This is a genomic window from Nocardia sp. NPDC002869, from assembly GCF_046764065.1.
Taxonomy (GTDB): Bacteria; Actinomycetota; Actinomycetes; order Mycobacteriales; family Mycobacteriaceae; genus Nocardia; species Nocardia rhamnosiphila.
Genome location: NZ_JBKOOL010000005.1, coordinates 67,329 through 82,469, shown reverse-complemented (window position 1 = coordinate 82,469; position 15,141 = coordinate 67,329). Strand labels below are relative to the sequence as shown.

The window sequence follows — 15,141 nt, the reverse complement described above, 5'->3', positions numbered from 1 at the left end:
CCTCCCCCGGGTGCCCGCCCGGCGGTCCCGCCCGAGCAACGCGCCGCGCCTCCCCCGGGTGCCCGCCCGGCGGTCCCCCCCGAGCAACGCGCCGCGCCACCCTCAGGTGGCCGCCCGGCCGTTACCCCCGAACCACGGCCCACCCCCCCGGGGCCCGCGCAGGCCGCCGTACCGCCGATGCCCGGTGGCCGCCGGCAGCCGCCCCCGGGCCGATCACCCATACCCGGTCCGGGCCGGCCGCCGGCGCTCGGTGCCCGCCCGCCGGGCCCGGGACGACCCGACGACGGGCGTCCTCCCCTGCGCCCCCGCCCCGATGGTGCCCCCGCCGCGGGCCCGTCCTCCGAACCGTTCCCCGCGCAACGGATGCGGCCGATGCAGCCACCGCCCGCCGGTGGCCCGCCACCGGGCCGCCCCGGGGCCCCGGGGCGGCCCCCCATGCCTCCCCAGGCCCGGCCGCAGGCACCGGACTCGCAGCCCCGGGTGCGCAACCGACCCGGGCCGCAGCAGTCGGCGCCGCGCCCGGGGCCCCCCTCCCAGCCGTTCCGCCAGGTGCCGCCGGGCCGGGAACCCGTACCGGCTTCCGCTGCCGCGGTTCCCGCGCACAATCGGCCGGGAACGGGCCGATTGCCCGCGGTCGCCGTCGCGGAGAAACCCGCCGCGGCCGCATCCCCGGAGAAGGCCGACAACAGTCAGGTCAAACTCCTGAAGGATTCCGGGTCGATCGCGATCGCCACCCTGATCAGCCGTATCACCGGTTTCGGTAAACAACTGCTGTTGCTGGCGGTGCTGGGCCCGGCCATCGCCAGCTCGTTCACCTCGGCCAGCCTCATTCCGAACATGATCGCCGAACTGGTGCTGGGTGCGGTGCTGACGGCAATCGTGGTCCCGACACTGGTCCGGGCCGAGCAGGAGGACCCCGACGGCGGCGCCGCCTTCATCCGGCGCCTGGTCACCGCGGCCTCGGTCATCCTCGGCACCGCGGCGCTGCTGGCCACCGCGGCCGCGCCGATTCTGGCCACCCATGTCTTCGTCTCGGCCGACGGGAAGGTCAACACCGCCCTCACCACGGCACTCACCTTCCTGCTGGTGCCGGCCGTGCTGTTCTACGGATTGTCCGCGTTGTTCACCGCCGTTCTCAACACCCGTGGCGCGTTCAAACCCGGCGCCTGGGCACCGGTACTGAACAATGTGGTGGTCCTGGTCGTACTGGGCCTGTACGCACTGACGCCGGGGGAGATCACCCTGGACCCGGTACGGATGAGCGACCCGAAACTGCTCGTGCTGGGTTGCGGCGTAACTCTCGGCGTCATCGTGCAGGCCGCCGGCCTGCTACCCGCGATCCGCCGCCAGGGCATCGACCTGCGCCCGCTGTGGGGGATGGACAACCGCCTCAAACAGTTCGGCACGATGGCGGCCGCCATCATCCTGTACGTGCTGATCAGCCAGATCGGCGGCATCTTCGCGAACAATATCTCCTCGCAGACCGACGAGGCGGGCCCGGCGATCTACCAGAACGCCTGGCTGCTGCTCCAGCTGCCCTACGGCGTCATCGGCGTCACCCTGCTCACCGCGATCATGCCCCGGCTGAGCCGCAACGCCGCCAACGACGACACCCCCGCGGTGGTCGACGATCTCTCGGCCGCCACCCGGCTGACCATGATCGCGCTGATCCCCATCGTCACCTTCCTGACGATCGCCGGTCCGCAGGTCGGCGACGCGCTGTTCGGCTACGCCCGGTTCGCCGAGGACGCCTCGCGGCTCGGTACCGCGGTGAGCTTCTCGGCGTTCACCCTGATCCCGTACTCGCTGGTGCTGATCCATCTGCGCGTGTTCTACGCCCGCGAACAGGCATGGACACCCACCTGGATCATCCTCGGAATCACCACGATCAAGATCCTGTTCTCGGCTTTGGCCCCGTTCATCGCCGACAGCAGTCAGCAGGTGGTGATCGTGCTCGGCGTCGCGACCGGCCTCGGCTTCACCACCGGCGCGGTGATCGGCGGCTACCTGCTGCACCGCAGCCTGGGCGATCTACGGATGGCCAATGTCGGGCGGACGGTCAGCCGGGTGCTGCTGGCCTCGCTGGCCGGCGGTGCGGTCATGCTCATCGCGGACCGGGTCATGGGCCTGGACCGGCTGACCGAATCACTCGGCGGCCCTGGTTCGTTCATCCGTGTGGGTATCACCGCGGTCGTCATGTTCGCGGTGGCGTTCGGGCTGATGCGCCTGGCCGGTATCCCCGAGGTCGTCGCGATCACGGTAGCCGTCTCGCGCCGCCTCGGCATCACCCCGCCGGCCCCCGAGATCGACCTCGGACCCGCCGAGGACGAATACGCCACCCGCATTATGCACCGGCCGGATCCGTACCTGGCGTACTCCGGCTTCGACTCGGCCATGGACGCGCAGAGCACCATGGTGCTGCCGGTGATCCGGCCGGACTCGGTTGAGCGCACCGGCGCGGGCCAGTTCCCGTACCCTGTTCGGCAGACGAGCACAAGAGGCAGGACCGCTGAAGTTGCGGCATACCAGGGCGAAGGAGGTCCGAGGGTGAGCGACGACGCGGTGGGCGAGCGCCCAGCCGCCGATTCTTCCTCGAATCCGGCGAGCGGTCGCCTGTCCACCGATGTTCCCCCGGAGCAGTCGGCACCGGGCGACCCGCACACCCAGCGCGGGGGCGGTGGACCGTCTGCGCACGATCCGGCGTACCCGGCGGCGCAGCGGGCGGAATCGGGGGCCTACCCCGACGACGACGAAACCGCGCGTTTCGCGGGTGGATCGGACGACGGATACGAACCGGAGGAACCCGGCGAACACCTGTCGGAAGAGCAGCTGCACCAGACCGGTGCGACGGTTTCGGCCACCGACCCGGTCTACGACACCGGCATGATCCCGGTTCCGCCGATGACCCGGTCCAGCCGGGTTCAGCGCGGGCCCGAGCTCATTCCCGGGGCCTCGGTCGCCGGTGGCCGTTACCGGCTGCTGGCCGGGCACGGTGGGGCGCGTGGGCTGCGGTTCTGGCAGGCACTCGATATCAAACTCGACCGTGAGGTCGCGCTGACCTTCGTCGACGCCGATCAGAAGGCCGCCGGTAATTCCGGCCAGGACGGTCCGCAGGCGATCCTGTCCCGGACCCTGCGGCTGGGCCGGATCAACTCGCCGGGCCTGGCCCGGGTGCTGGACGTGGTGCGCGGTAGTTCCGGCGGCATCGTGGTCGCCGAATGGACCCCGGGCCGTTCGCTGCGCGAGATGGCCGAGACCGTCCCGTCGCCGATCGGTGCCGCGCGCGCCATCCGCGTCCTCGCCTCGGCCACCGAAATGGCCCACCGTAGCGGCGGAGCACTGTCCATCGACCATCCGGACCGCATCCGCATCAGCGCGTCCGGCGATGCGGTGCTGGCCTTCCCCGGCACCCTGGGCGACGCGGACCCGCAGAGCGATGTCCGCGGTCTGGGCGCCATGCTGTATGCCCTCGTGACCGCCCGCTGGCCGCTGCGCCAGGGCGGAATGAGCGGTAACGCCGCGACGGTCGGCGGCCTGCAGCTGGCCGATTTCGGTCCCGACGGCACTCCGGTGGAACCCCGCCAGATCCGGCCCGAGGTCCCGTTCGAGATCTCCGCGGTGGCGGTACGGTCACTGGAACCCGACAAGGGCGTCCGGACCGCCGCCACCATCCAGCATGTGCTGGAGCAGGCGTCGGTGGTGGACCAGAAGACCGATTTCATTCCGGTGCTGAGACTCGGGCAGCGGGCCCCGGCCCCGGTCGACGAATCGCTGGCCGATCCGGAACTGCTCGCTGCCGAACGCGAGAAATCGCAGCGGATGATGTGGATCATGGTGGCCCTGGGCATACTCACCGCCCTGGTCGTCGGCATCGTCATCTGGTGGCTGGTCAGCGTTTTCGCCCCGGGCGACTCCAGCGAGCCGCTCAACGAGCAGAAGGTCATCGGTCTCACCACCAGCCGCGCGCCGGATGCCTCGGAGACGATGGCGGGTCCGTCGTCGGCACCCGCCGCGGCCGACGGAGTGCCGGTGCCGGCCAGCGGGGTGGTCGTGTTCTCCCCGGAGGGCACCCCCGACGATCCGTCCGGCGCCGCCGCCACCACGGACGGCAATCCGACGACCTCCTGGCGCACCGACCAGTACTTCCAGCAGTTCCCGGCACTGAAGAAGGGTGTCGGACTGCTGGCCACGCTGCCCAGCCCCGCGACGCTGACCAAGGTGTCGATCACCTCGTCCACCCCGGGAACCAATGTCGAGATCCGCACCTCGCCCACCGAGGCGGCCACCCTCGATCAGACCCAGCTCGTCGGCACGGCCGTCCTGGGCAATGGGGTGACCGAGGTTCCGATCCGGACCGATCAATCAGCGCGCTACGTCCTCATCTGGGTCACCGGACTGGGTAATTCGGGGGCGCAGTTCCAGAGTTCCATCGCCGAACTCGGGTTCGAAGCCGAACCCTGATCGGTGCGTTCCGGACGGCCCGCACGTGCACGCGCGTGGGCCGAGATCGGTTGCCGCCGAATCAATTGCCGGGATATGATCGCGATCCGCGCTCTCAGCAGGGAGCCCGGCGGGATCAAGGGGTTCGATTCCGCACGCTGCCCACCGCAGTGATTGTCGGTACCGGATCACCGGCTGTCGTCGCTGCCGTGAGCGCTGTCCAAGGGGTTGGCTATTGGCGTCCGAAGTGAACGCGGGGGGTCGTGCCGGGACACGAACCGCTGCGGTGGGAACAGGGGAATCCCAGCTGGATACGACAACCGATACAGATCTGCTGCGGGCCCACGCGAACGGTGCACCGCACGCTTTCGCCGAACTGATCCGCAGGCACAACGATCATCTGTGGCAGACCGCGGTACGCGTCTGCTACACCCCGGAGGACGCGGCCGACGCCCTGCAGGAGGCGCTACTGTCCGCACACCGCAACGCCGGGTCCTTCCGGGCGGAATCCGGGGTGCGCACCTGGCTGCACCGGATCGTGGTGAACGCCTGCCTGGACCGGATCCGCCGCAACCGCGCGCGGCCCACACTGCTCCTGGCGCCGGAGGTCTGGCCCGAGATCTCCGATAATTCCGACGATTACAGCCGGGTCGATATCTCGCTGGTGCTCGAACGCGCGCTTTTCCGGCTTCCACCGGACCAGCGGGCCGCGGTCGTCGCGGTGGACGTGGAAGGGTACAGCGTCGCGGACGCCGCGGAACTGCTCGGCGTTCCGGTGGGCACCGTCAAGAGCAGATGTGCGCGGGCCCGGCAGCGCCTGAAGACCGAACTGGATTCTCTGCACGTGGAGAGGAACCAGATGTAGGGCCCTCGCGTCAGTACCAGTGACACATTTTCCTCCCGAACGGTATGTACACCCGAGGGAGTACAGAAAACCGGCCGCAGGAATCGGTATCCGAGTCAAATGGACGCAGCAACATTGGAGGTGTGCAGGTCATGAGCCCCATTCCGCAACCTCCTTTCCCGGCGGAGTTGCTCGCCGATCTGCACGCCGGAAATATCGATCCGGAGCTCAGTGCTCGCCTGTGGCCCGCGGTACAGCGCGACCCGGACGCGAAACGCTATCTCGACTCGCTGGACGAGCTGCGCGGATCGCTGGCGGCCCTGGGCGCCGCCGAGCGGATCACCCGCCCGATCCCCGGTGATATCGCCGCCCGCCTGGACGCACTGGCCGAATCGCTGGGCCGGCCAGGAGGCGACTCCGGAACCGATACGGCATGGAACGGGCTCGCCGCACCACCGAACGATGCGCCACCGAATCCTGCCGGTATCCCACCACCGGCATTCGGCTCCGAGCCCCCACCGCCCGACCGGGCCGGTCCCGGAACAGCTTTCGAGCCCGCGGGCCGCACCGCGCCCATCTCTCTGGACGCCCGCCGCAGGCGGCGGCGTCTCGCGGCCGGGCTCGCCGCCGCGGCCGTGCTCGTGATCGCCATCGGGGCCACGTTCTTCTCCGTCGGTGGTTCGGACACCGACACTGCCCCCACTGCGGCCCCACCGCCCTCCGCGAGTACCGAACCGGGCCCCGGGCTCGATACGGCGGTGGCGCTGCGCGCGCTCGGCCGCAACGACGTCGGCGGTCGCCTCGCCGATCCCGCCGCACTCGCCGCCTGCGTAGCGGCCGCCGGGATAGATCGTCCGGTGCTGGGGTCGGCCGATATGGACTTCCACGGCCGCGAAGCGGTCCTCATCCTGGTCGGGGGCCGCAACGGAGCGCAGATCACCGCCCTGGTGGTCGGTCCCGGCTGCGGCCCCGGGAACCCCGATGTCCTCGCTGCCCCCACCGATATCGGCTAGGCATCGCCCCGCCTGCGCTGCGGCCGTACGAGGCCTGTGGTCGGCCCGCCGCCCGGCAGCACTCGCCTGCGCGGGGGAGCGGGAACAAAGCGCGTCTACCCTGTTGTTGACCGAATCGTCCCCGCTAGCTTTTCTGGAAGGGTCCCATGAGCACGCCAGTTCGCGACCTGATCATCGTCGGCTCCGGACCGGCCGGTTACACCGCCGCCGTGTACGCCGCCCGCGCCGAACTCCAGCCGCTGGTGTTCGAGGGCACCCAATTCGGCGGCGCGCTGATGACCACCACCGAGGTGGAGAACTTCCCCGGTTTCCGCGACGGCATCATGGGCCCCGACCTCATGGAACAGATGCGTGAGCAGGCCAAACACTTCGGCGCCGATATCCGCACCGAAGATGTGGACGCGATCGACCTGAGCGGTCCGGTGAAGAAGATCACCGTCGGCGACGATGTGTACGAAGCGCACGCGGTGATCCTCGCCATGGGTTCGGCCGCCCGCTACCTCGATGTCCCCGGCGAGCAGGATCTGCTCGGCCGCGGCGTGAGCGCGTGCGCCACCTGCGACGGCTTCTTCTTCAAGGGCCAGGACATCGTGGTGGTCGGCGGCGGCGACTCGGCGATGGAAGAGGCGATCTTCCTCACCAAGTTCGCCGCCAGTGTGACCGTAGTGCACCGGCGCGAAGAGTTCCGCGCCTCCCGCATCATGCTCGAACGCGCCAAGTCCAACGAGAAGATCCGCTTCCACCTCAACGCCGAAGTCGTCCGGGTACACGGCGAGACCAGCGTCACCTCACTGACCCTGCGTGACACCCGCACCGGCGAAACCTCCGAACTCGCCGCCACCGGCCTGTTCGTGGCCATCGGCCATGATCCGCGCAGCGAACTCGTCCGCGGCCAGGTCGATCTGAACGCCGAGGGATACGTGCAGGTCCGTGAGCCGGGCACCCAGACCACCGTCGAGGGCGTCTTCGCCGCCGGTGACCTGGTCGATCACACCTATATGCAGGCGATCACCGCCGCCGGCACAGGCTGCCGCGCCGCCATCGACGCCGAACGCTGGCTCGCCGAAAAGGGCGATATCACCAGCAATACGCTGCGGCACGCAGACCAGCCGGTCGACGTCGCCGTAGCGAACTGACCCGCGGGCGCGTCGCGCCTGGGAGATCAAGGAGAACATCCATGTCCGAAAGCACCAACACGGTCACCGTCACCGACAAGTCGTTCGCCGACGACGTGCTGCTGAGCGAGAAGCCGGTGCTGGTCGATTTCTGGGCCACCTGGTGCGGGCCGTGCAAGATGGTCGCCCCGGTGCTGGAGGAGATCGCGGGTTCGCACGGCGAAAAACTCACGGTGGCCAAACTGGACATCGACGCCAATCCCGAGACCGCCCGCGATTATCAGGTGATGAGCATCCCGACTATGATCCTTTTTGCCGGTGGCAAGCCGGTGAAACAGATCGTCGGAGCCAAGGGCAAGGCCGCTCTCCTGCGGGAACTCGAAGACGTGATCTGACGTCTCGAATACGCCAACAAGCGGCCGTGACGCGGCGACGCGCCGTAATATGCCCTGACCAAGATTGTCGAATTCCGGTCCGGGTCTGACAGAATCGACCACGCTCCGTCGTGCGAGGGTGTAGGCCGTCGCATGAGTGGGTACCCGGGATTGACGGAAGGAAGGGCCCTCACGCATGCACCGACTTCGTCACGGCGACACCGGTCCAGCCGTAGCAGAGGTTCGGAGCACCCTGGCAAGTCTGGGGTTCCTGCACGCGCACAACGGCGTGGACACCGATAGCGCGGGCGAATACTGGAAAGACACCGAAGCCACCTTCGACTACCAGCTCGATTCCGCGGTGCGTGCATTTCAGCAGCACCGCGGACTGCTGGTCGACGGTGTCGTCGGTCCGGCCACCTACCGGGCATTGAAAGAGGCGTCGTATCGTCTGGGCGCCCGCACGCTCATCTACCAGCTCTCCGCACCGCTCTACGGCGACGATGTGGCGACGCTGCAGCGCCGGCTGCAGGATCTCGGTTTCTATGTGCACCGGGTGGACGGGTTCTTCGGTCCGCACACCCACGAGGGATTGACCTCGTTCCAGCGCGAGATCGGCCTGTCGGCCGACGGTATCTGCGGCCCGGACACGCTGCGTTCGCTGGAACTGCTCGGTGCCCGGGTCACCGGCGGTAATCCGCACCGGATCGCCGAGGAGGAAGTGGTGCACCGGGCCGGGCCGCAGCTCACCGGTAAGCGCATCGTCATCGATCCGGGTATGGGTGGAGACGACCGCGGCCGGGCTGTGCCCACCGAGTTCGGGGACGTGTACGAATCGGAGGTCCTCTGGGATCTCGCCAGCCGACTGGAGGGCCGGATGGCGGCCACCGGGATGGAAACCTTCCTGTCCCGCCCGTGGGGGAGCAATCCAACCGATGTGGAGCGCGCGGAAACCTCCAACGCCTTCGACGCGGATCTGATGATCTCGCTGCGGTGCGCGTCCAATTCCAGCCCCATGGCCAACGGCGTCGCCGGGTTCTACTTCGGTAATTCGCACGGGTCGGTCTCTATGATCGGCCAGGTCCTGGCCGGGTTCATCCAGCGCGAGGTGGTGGCCCGTACCTCGCTGCAGGATTGCCGCACCCATCCGCGTACGTGGGATCTGCTGCGCCTGACCAAGATGCCGACCGTTCAGGTCGATCTCGGCTATGTCACCAATCAGTACGATGCCTCGGTGCTGGCCAGTCCCCGGATGCGCGATGTCATCGCGGAAGCGATCCTGATCTCGGTGAAACGCCTCTACCTGCTCGGGCAGGACGATCAGCCCACCGGCACATACACTTTCGCCGAACTGCTGGCCGAAGAGCTCGCCGCCGCCGACAGCGGATAGCGAAGTTCCCCGGCCGGCGGTTCTACAACGTGAGGACCCGGGTCGGTACGGTCATCGACGCGGCGGCCAGCAGCTGGTCGAGGGCGTGCTCGACATCTTCCTTCCAGTCGTGGTCGGTGTCGAGTTCGAGCCGCAACCGTGGGAAGCGGTGGTGTGGCGCCACCACCTCGAATCCGACCTCCTCGAGGAAGTCGGATTCGATCATGCAGTTCTGAGGGCTGCAGTCCAGGCTGGATCCGCGCGTGCCGCGATCGGGGGCGCCGATCCGTTCCATCAGGCGCATGGTTCCGGTGGGTCGGTCGGACAGGGCGGTGCTCGCCGGGATCCCGCGGATACCAAATGCTTCCAGTGCGCGCACACCTCGCCGGACCAGGTCGGTAACCACGCCCTGCACCAGGCGGTAGGCAATATCGCCGTCCAGGTCGGGGTACTCCGTACCGAGGGTGGTGAGCAGTACCGCGTCGGGGCTCACGGGGGAGGTGGGGAAGAGGCCGGAGCGCGGAACGACCCGGGGTGGCGCGTAGAGGGCGCAACCGACGGTCTTGTCATCGACGGTCGCCAATTGGCCGCAGGAACCCCATTCGAGCATGACCGTCGAGATCCAGGCTTCCTTCTCGAACACCGGATCGCTGAATCCGCACGAGTCCGCGGCCACCGCGGGATCCATTTCCCAGAACACACAGCGGCGGGCATGAGCCGGTAGCCGGCTGATGCTTTCCAGGGTTAGTCCTGTGACGCTGGTCGACACCGCTCTGCTCAGCCTCCAGCTATCCGACTCGTCTACGCTCACGCCGCATCATTGTTTTCTCGACAGCCAGAATATGCGATCAAGCGAACCCGCCTCATTTCGCGTCACCGTGATCTTCGATTGATTCCCGTAGCCGCGCCCTGACCCAACGACCAGCCACTGTCACAGTGACGTTTCAGCTCCGAGGGAGAGGTTGCGCGGACGACACGACGAAATTTCAGTTTTCGAGTGCCGACTGCATCATCAGCTCGACAATCCGTTCCAGATCGTCCACCGATCCGAACTCGACCACGATCTTGCCCTTCCGTTTACCGAGGCTCACCGAAACCTTGGTATCGAACGATGTCGATAGGCGGTCGGCCACATCCTGCAGTCCAGGAGAGTGGATCGGCGGCCGCTTCGGTGCCGGAGGTTTGGGCGGCTCCTCCTCCCGGTTCGCCAGCTTCACCGCTTCCTCGGTGGAACGCACCGAGAGCCCCTCGGCGACGATCCGGGCCGCAAGCACTTCCTGCGCATCGGCGCCACCCTCGAGACCGAGCAATGCGCGCGCATGCCCAGCAGAGAGCACACCGGCCGCGACCCGGCGCTGCACCGGAATCGGTAGTTTCAGCAGCCGGATCATATTGGTCACCACCGGCCTGGACCGGCCGAGCCGGGTTGCCAGCTCCTCCTGAGTGACCCCGAACTCTTCGAGCAGCTGCTGATAGGCCGCTGCCTCTTCGAGCGGGTTCAGTTGAACGCGGTGAATATTCTCCAGCAGCGCGTCCCGGAGCATGGCATCGTCGTTGGTCTCACGAACGATGGCCGGGATGGTTTCCAGACCGGCCTGCTGGCACGCCCGCCAGCGCCGCTCGCCCATGATGAGCTGATACCGGCCACTGCCCGATTCGATTTCCCGGACCACGATCGGCTGCATGAGCCCGAATTCCCGGACCGAGTGGACGAGTTCCTCGAGGGCCTCGTCGTCGAAATACTGACGCGGCTGCTTGGGATTCGCCTCGATCTTGTCCGGTGCTATCTCTCGATACACCGCGTCACCGGCCGAAGCCAGCTCCGGAACCTCCATGGGTTCCGGCACCTGATGAAGATAGGTGGATGCCGGTCGGGGCCCGGGATCCAGTCCGATCACCGCGTTGGCCGCCTCGGTCCCCAGACCCGCCGCGACCGGCGCCGGTCCCGTCGGAATCAATGCCGCCAGACCGCGTCCCAGCCCACCCTTTTTCGACTGACTCACCGGCCTACCCTTTCCCTTGCCCGCGTCCACAACCACGCCCGATCACACTCGATCCATTCACTCCGCGCCATCCGCCGCCGCCGCGTACTTCACCACACCGCGTGCGGCGAGTTCCCGGCCGGCATCCAGATAGCTCAAGGCACCGCGGGAGCCCGGATCGTAATCCAGAACCGTCATCCCGTACCCGGGCGCCTCGGAGACCTTGACACTGCGCGGAATCACCGAGCGCAGCACCACATCGCCGAAGTGGCTGCGCACCTCCTCGGCGACCTGGTCCGCCAGCTTGGTGCGTCCGTCGTACATCGTGAGCACCACAGTCGATACATGAAGGTCGGGGTTGAGATGCGACTGCACCAGGCCGATGTTCCGGATCAACTGACCCACACCTTCCAGCGCGTAGTACTCGCACTGGATCGGGATCAGCACCTCGCGCGCCGCGACCATCGCGTTGATGGTGAGCAGACCGAGCGAAGGGGGGCAATCGATCATGACGTAGTCGATGTCATAGCCGGCGATATTGGCTTCCTGGATGGCCCCCTTGAGCCGAGCTTCACGGGCCACCATGGAGACCAGTTCGATCTCGGCTCCGGCCAGATCGATCGTCGCCGGAATGCAGAGGAGATTATCGCTGTGCGGGCTCTGCTGGATCGCATCCTGAACCTTGATCTCACCGATCAGCAGTTCGTATGTGGACGGGATACCCGAGTGATGTTCGACCCCGAGCGCGGTACTGGCATTGCCCTGCGGATCCAGATCGATCACGAGCACCTTCATACCCTGGTGTGCCAGAGCTGCGGCCAGATTCACCGTCGTCGTGGTCTTACCCACTCCACCCTTTTGGTTGGCCACGGTGATGATGCGTTGCTCATGCGGTTTCGGCACTGTCACCTTTCCTGGATGCATTAGCTGGCTCGCGCGGTGCGCCTCGGCAGCAATCGGCGTCTCGGTGGGGGAGATGTGCCCATACGGCGTACTCCCCAAGGCTTCCGGGCCGATATTGCTGTTGTCCAGCATTCCCGGTACGCGTGATGTTTCCCGTGAAACATTCGCTGAACCGCTCGACATAGACCGCTCCTAACGCGAGAACTGCAAGTCACGTGGCCTGACGGACGCCGGCGCCGTGTCGTCGAAACAAGCCGTACTGGTTCGAATCATGCTCCACGACGACGACCTCGGCATCTGCGTGAGGACCGGACAGCTTCGCTGCGATACCTGACCACGCGAAGCTACCTCCTCCGACGCTGACGCTCAGTCGCCAGTCGACCGAGCGGAGCTTTCGCCGCTGCAACACCAAGATTCTTACGTGGCACCGACGCTCACGCCCGACGCTCAATAGCTTGCCAGCCGTAGGCGCGATAAGAAAGCTGAATCGCGGCGACGCGCCCACGACACGTATAATTTTCCGCATTTCGAGGCAAAACCAGGGTCGCCGACGAGTTGCATCGCAATGTTTCACGGGAAACATCGACCACGTGTCACATCCCTCGCGGGAAGCTCCGCGGGAACCTGGTTCCCGGGAACAGTCATCGACTCCTTTCACCAACCGCCCACGCAGCCTTCTACGTCACCATCTCCGGACTTGCGGGGGCGATCGAAAGGCTACGAATGACCCGTCTCGGCGGTCACCGCGTTGACTGAAATCTCCCCTGCAATCCCCAGTAGCCGACCTGGTTGTCACAGTGACGGTTCGCCGGGTAGGTGAAGCCCACACTCATGGTCAGCCCGCCGAGTGCGCAACTCGGTTCTCCGTGCCCCCTGATCGTCGACAACCAGGTATCGGGCGTCCGTCGACCACCTTTCCTCGACCACCGAGCGTTGTCCGCCCCGTGTTGTCCGCTCGACGTAGCTCGACCAGAGCAGCCGGACCGGCTTACTCCGTCCGGCATCAATTACGAGGTTGGTTCGTGCCGCGTACCCTCGACCAGCGGCACTCGCCAAGGCAGCGTTCGTCGACTCGGCCCGGCGCCCCGCGTGGCTGCGATCTCAGAGTTACCCGTATTACGCAGAGGCACCTGCCGCACCCTGCGCGCATCACTTGCGGCCGGCCGTACTTGACCAATGGCCCGCCCCGCCGACGACGAACCGCCACCCATCGGATACCCCACCCCGGCCCGATAGCGAAAGGGAAGTCACGAGCTGCCCGTCCGGTCGACCGTGTCTGCCGTACAGGCACGTCGCGCAGTGATTCCGGTGCGCCGATTCCGCCGAATCGGCGGCCGCGGACCGCTTCTCCCAGTCGCCGCCCGGCCGTACCCAGCCCAGGAACGCGCAGGCCGGCCCGGCGCCCTCGTGCAGGTACGGCTCCCACCAGGCCCTATCGCGCTGTCCGACGCGGTGTACGACCGACCCACACAGCACCACTTGCCTGGAGACACCACCCGCACCTTCGGACCACGAAGTCATATGGCCGGGAGGTACCGCGCCGTCAGCCTGCGTCACGACCTACCCAACACTCCGCGGCGACATCTCACCCGCGCCAACCACACCCCGAGCGTGGTGGATCGGATCGCCGAGCGTGGAGCGCCAGATTCTGGCAGCGCATCCGCCCGACCGGCGAATGCCCGGTAGGTACCCGTTCGGATTCACATCGACCCAACGGTTGAGCATGTTCCCCGCAGCATTCGTAACGGGTCGGAGACAAGCAGCCGATGTACCCCGGTCGACCACGGGATCGGCCCGCTCCGGCCGCTTCCACCGAACCCCAACCGGACCGGCCTGCCCCGCAGTTCAAAGGCGCATCGCACCGGTCTCGATCTGCTGCTGCGATTCCCGCTCAACGTGCACGCGAAGTTCACCGGCGCGCCCAGCGAACCGACCAGTGGCAGGGAACCAACCGCATCCAACCTGTCGACGCAAAGCGGCCGACTTCGATGCCGAGGCCTCGCCCACCACGCCGGCTTAGCGAGGCCGAGCCGAATGAAGAAGGTGCGCGTTCCGAACACAGCAACAGCGCGTCTTGAACGCGGCAGCAGGGCGTTCCCGAACGCGGACCAGTCCGCCGCGCGCACTGATCCGGATCGCGCTCCCGTGCCCATAGAACGCCGCCGGATGCGGAATCGACACCGCCGACAACGAAGCGACCCGATCGGGGTGACGGGCCGTTGCGGATCGGGTTCAGTGACGCGGCGCCCCCGGATCCGGCCGACCTGCAGCGGCCGGGGATCACCCATGAACTGGACTGTCTGTGGCGGCGCAGGCGGAGCGAGGCCTGCCGATCCAACTCGCCCGACCTCTCATCTCGCGTGCGGAGAAGCGGGCTACCACCGACCCATCGGATCATCACCGACGCGGAACTACTGGCCCTCGGACTCCTCCACGAAGCCGCTCCCGCCGGCATCGATCCCACTGCGCTCTGCTCCCAGGACCTCGGCACCCGGCGCGAGTCTTAACTCGCATGGTGCGACACGACGATCCCGCATGTTCGGGTGCAGGGAAGGTTCGCGCATCACCGGGGCACCCGTCGAATTCCGCCCACCGACTCTAAGCGGACGACTCCGCGGGACGGGAAGTCGCCAGCGCGCCGAACCAGCCGAGCCGGCAAACCAATCCGTTTCACGTGAAACCCGCCCGTGCGCCTTCGCCCGGGCCGGGCCACCCGGCTACTCGACCGACGGAAGATCCCGGCCGCTTGCCCCACATCGCGCGATCACAGAATCTGGGCCCCACACCACAGGCCGGCTTCAGCAGCTGGGCGATCACCGAACCTCAGGGGAGTGGAAGCGGGCCGGTAGGGGCCGCAGGAGAGACGGTCTGCAAATCCTTCGGCCCCGGCCGGGCAGTTCCCAGTATCCGCCTGCCGGTCGATCCGGGCCGCGGTCGATGATCAACCCACAACCACCCTACCGGGAACAGCGAGCGCGGCCCGCAGGACTCACATGTGCACCGAAGACTCCGCGACTCCGCGACTCCGCGACTCCGCGACTCCGCGACTCCGCGACTCCGCGACTCCGCGACTCCGCGACTCCGCGACTCCGCGACTCCGG

General features: G+C 67.4%; 10 protein-coding genes. 7 read left to right on the top strand and 3 right to left on the bottom strand.

The features are described 5' to 3' along the window. Positions 1-624: 624 nt before the first annotated feature. The 6 genes from ACLML9_RS01640 to ACLML9_RS01615 all read left to right on the top strand — a co-directional run bounded on the left by ACLML9_RS01640 (position 625) and on the right by ACLML9_RS01615 (position 9,176). Positions 625-4,461: a lipid II flippase MurJ gene (locus ACLML9_RS01640; RefSeq protein ID WP_411943764.1), complete on the top strand. Its 3,837-nt coding sequence runs from the start codon at positions 625-627 to the stop codon at positions 4,459-4,461. A 265-nt stretch (positions 4,462-4,726) separates the two neighbouring features. Further along, positions 4,727-5,305: an RNA polymerase sigma factor SigM gene (gene sigM / locus ACLML9_RS01635; RefSeq protein ID WP_411943763.1), complete on the top strand. Its 579-nt coding sequence runs from the start codon at positions 4,727-4,729 to the stop codon at positions 5,303-5,305. A gap of 131 nt (positions 5,306-5,436) precedes the next feature. Continuing rightward, complete coding sequence (locus tag ACLML9_RS01630; protein ID WP_411943762.1) at positions 5,437-6,297, top strand: hypothetical protein; 861 nt, start codon at positions 5,437-5,439, stop codon at positions 6,295-6,297. Between the two features lie 146 nt (positions 6,298-6,443). Then, positions 6,444-7,433, top strand: coding sequence for a thioredoxin-disulfide reductase (trxB, locus tag ACLML9_RS01625; protein WP_411943761.1), 990 nt, complete (start codon positions 6,444-6,446; stop codon positions 7,431-7,433). A 41-nt stretch (positions 7,434-7,474) separates the two neighbouring features. Next, on the top strand, positions 7,475-7,807 hold the full coding sequence (trxA, locus tag ACLML9_RS01620; RefSeq protein ID WP_030524460.1) for a thioredoxin: 333 nt from the start codon (positions 7,475-7,477) through the stop codon (positions 7,805-7,807). Positions 7,808-7,982: 175 nt separating this feature from the next. Then, positions 7,983-9,176 (top strand): N-acetylmuramoyl-L-alanine amidase, encoded by a 1,194-nt coding sequence (locus ACLML9_RS01615; protein WP_411943760.1) that lies wholly within the window; start codon positions 7,983-7,985, stop codon positions 9,174-9,176. Between the two features lie 22 nt (positions 9,177-9,198). On the opposite strand, the gene ACLML9_RS01610 is transcribed toward ACLML9_RS01615, so the two are convergent. Further along, on the bottom strand, positions 9,199-9,924 hold the full coding sequence (locus ACLML9_RS01610) for a GNAT family N-acetyltransferase (protein WP_411943759.1): 726 nt from the start codon (positions 9,922-9,924) through the stop codon (positions 9,199-9,201). Between ACLML9_RS01610 and ACLML9_RS01605 the strand changes: the two genes are divergently transcribed. After that, complete coding sequence (locus ACLML9_RS01605) at positions 9,908-10,048, top strand: hypothetical protein (RefSeq protein WP_411943771.1); 141 nt, start codon at positions 9,908-9,910, stop codon at positions 10,046-10,048. The two genes, ACLML9_RS01610 and ACLML9_RS01605, sit on opposite strands and share 17 nt — an antisense overlap. 93 nt (positions 10,049-10,141) lie before the next feature. On the opposite strand, the gene ACLML9_RS01600 is transcribed toward ACLML9_RS01605, so the two are convergent. Together ACLML9_RS01600 and ACLML9_RS01595 are read right to left on the bottom strand one after the other, a co-directional pair. Then, positions 10,142-11,158, bottom strand: coding sequence for a ParB/RepB/Spo0J family partition protein (locus tag ACLML9_RS01600; protein WP_411943758.1), 1,017 nt, complete (start codon positions 11,156-11,158; stop codon positions 10,142-10,144). A gap of 57 nt (positions 11,159-11,215) precedes the next feature. Beyond that, entirely contained in the window at positions 11,216-12,172 is a 957-nt protein-coding gene (locus tag ACLML9_RS01595; protein WP_411943770.1) for a ParA family protein, read from the bottom strand. Positions 12,173-15,141: the final 2,969 nt, after the last annotated feature.